This window comes from Rhizobium alarense, assembly GCF_021555155.1.
GTDB lineage: Bacteria > Pseudomonadota > Alphaproteobacteria > Rhizobiales > Rhizobiaceae > Rhizobium_D > Rhizobium_D alarense.
In genome coordinates this window covers 17692-19594 of record NZ_JAKGBU010000076.1, presented here as the reverse complement: position 1 = coordinate 19594, position 1903 = coordinate 17692, and the positions used below count along the sequence as shown (strand labels likewise).

General features: G+C 66.3%; 3 protein-coding genes. All 3 read right to left on the bottom strand.

Features of this window, described 5'->3' with window-relative positions; translation table 11 throughout:
• Positions 1-41: 41 nt before the first annotated feature.
• Positions 42-1025, bottom strand: a complete 984-nt coding sequence (locus LXM94_RS20250) for a hypothetical protein (RefSeq protein WP_235773273.1) — start codon at positions 1023-1025, stop codon at positions 42-44.
• 73 nt (positions 1026-1098) lie between these two features.
• Positions 1099-1254 carry a LuxR C-terminal-related transcriptional regulator gene (locus LXM94_RS20245; RefSeq protein ID WP_235773272.1) on the bottom strand — a complete coding sequence of 52 codons (156 nt, stop codon included), beginning with the start codon at positions 1252-1254 and terminating at the stop codon, positions 1099-1101.
• A gap of 41 nt (positions 1255-1295) precedes the next feature.
• Positions 1296-1547, bottom strand: a complete 252-nt coding sequence (locus tag LXM94_RS20240; protein ID WP_235773271.1) for a helix-turn-helix domain-containing protein — start codon at positions 1545-1547, stop codon at positions 1296-1298.
• Positions 1548-1903: the final 356 nt, after the last annotated feature.

Genomic DNA, 1903 nt, shown 5'->3' with positions numbered 1-1903 from the left:
GGGCCCCGGGATGACCGGCGGACCGCGCCGCAACGCTGTCCTCAGAAGCTCGTCACGAGGTCGGTCTCGCTGAGCGTCCAGCTCTCGCCGGCAAGCGGCGAGTTCTTGTCCTTGACGGCGGCGGCGAGCGCGGCGTTCACCGCCTGCTCGTACTGGTCGAGCATGATCGCCGCGACGCCCTTCTTGTTGTCGAAGGTCATTTCGAGCTTCAGCGAGCCGACCGAGGTCTTGAAGTGGCTCGGCTTGAGGCCGCCGCTGAACTTGTCGATCAGCTTGCTGAGCAGGTAGGTCACGGCGGCGGTCGTCAGCGCCGCGGTGAAGGTCGCCGCGACGATGACGGCGATCTCGTTCACCTTCGTGGCCGCCCTCTCGCCCGTCGACAGCGCGACGGTCGACGGCGGCAGCGGGCCTTGCTGCCACTGGCCGTCCGCGGTGTAGCTGATCGTCTGGCTCAGGCTGCCGCCGTCGAAGGTGACGATCATCGCGTTGCTGACATTCTCGGCGATGATCGTGCCCGTCTGCTGGAAGTTGTCGAACCAGATCTGGTACTGGTCGATCGGCGTCAGCGTCGACTGGCCGATGTCCATGCCGCTGTCGACATTGACGAAGATCGGATTGCCGTCGCTGTCGGCGAGCACCTCGTGCGGGTTGCCCTGCAGGCTGTTGTTGACCAGCAGCGCGCCGACCGGTCCGCCGTTCTGCGGCGTGCCGAAAACGCCGTTCTGGTCGAGCGCCACCACCTGGCCGATGTTCATGTTGACGGGGTCGCCCGCCGAGGTGAAGGACACGGTCCCCTCGCTGATCGTGACGTTGCCGTAGTTCACCTGGTAGGAGGGCACCGCGATGTTGAAGGTGTTCTCGTATTCGTAGCTCGGCGTGTTGACCGTGGCGATCGGCCCCATCGACTGCCAGATGACGGTGAACTGGCCGTTCACCTTCTTGGCGAGATAGAGGCTGAACTGGTTGTTTTTCTGGGCCGCGATCTGGGCCGGATCGATATAGGCGATGATCGTTTCGCTGGGCATGGTCTCTCTCCTTTTGATTGCATATAAATATAATATGCAACCTGAAAATGCACGCCTGCCGAACGGAAGGGAATCACTCCGATGGGGTATCCGCCGCGGCGAGCGCCAGAACCTGAACTGCCAGTTCCGCGACGGAGCGCACGCCGAGCGCGGCGAAGACCGCGCGGCGGTGCGTCCGCACGGTCAGCGGGCTGATCGCCAGCCGCCGGCCGATCTCCTTGCTGCTCATGCCGCCCGCGACGAGCGCGGCAATTTCCCGTCGCCGCGGGCTCAGGGCGGCCCAGGCAGGGCGGAAGCGGGGTTTTGCCGCCCGTTTGGGCCGGCCCCGGCCGCGGCGAAGGCAGAGAGCGCCGCGGCGTCGTGAAGGCCGAGCTTGGCGAGGATGTTGGAGCGGTGCTTGCGCACCGTGAAATAGGCGATGCCGAGCACGGCGGCGACCTTGCGGCTGTCCAGTCCCTGCCCGATCAGGGCGAGGACTTGCCGCTCGCGCTTCGTCAGGCTGCCGCGGTCGCCGCGTTCCATCGTCGTTCTCCAGGGGCAGGGGTCGGGGCTGCCGGCGGACGCGCTGCTGGCGGCTGCCGGGTGGGGATCGAGACATGCTGGCAGGACCGGTGGACGCGACGTCGACCGGGCCGGCAGGACCGCCGGGTCCGGCCGACGGTCGGCGTTGCGGCCCCGCGATGTGCTGCGTTTGGATGCAATTGCGCCGGACTCTAGCGAATGCAACCATGCCGTGCAAGGATTAATTTGCTGCCTCTTTACGCGACGGCGTTGGATGGCGCAGGGCCCGTCGAGGCCTCCGGTGTCGGCCGGCCCGCGGCCGGGTGAAACCCATGCCCCAGATTTTCTCATGGCTCGGCCGAGGTATCGTCGTTTGT

Excerpts from the sequence above, each read along its gene's own strand:
- LXM94_RS20250 (WP_235773273.1), bottom strand. The coding sequence starts at position 1,025 with ATGCCCAGCGAAACGATCATCGCCTATATCGATCCGGCCCAGATCGCG.
- LXM94_RS20245 (WP_235773272.1), bottom strand. The coding sequence starts at position 1,254 with ATGAGCAGCAAGGAGATCGGCCGGCGGCTGGCGATCAGCCCGCTGACC.
- LXM94_RS20240 (WP_235773271.1), bottom strand. The coding sequence starts at position 1,547 with ATGGAACGCGGCGACCGCGGCAGCCTGACGAAGCGCGAGCGGCAAGTC.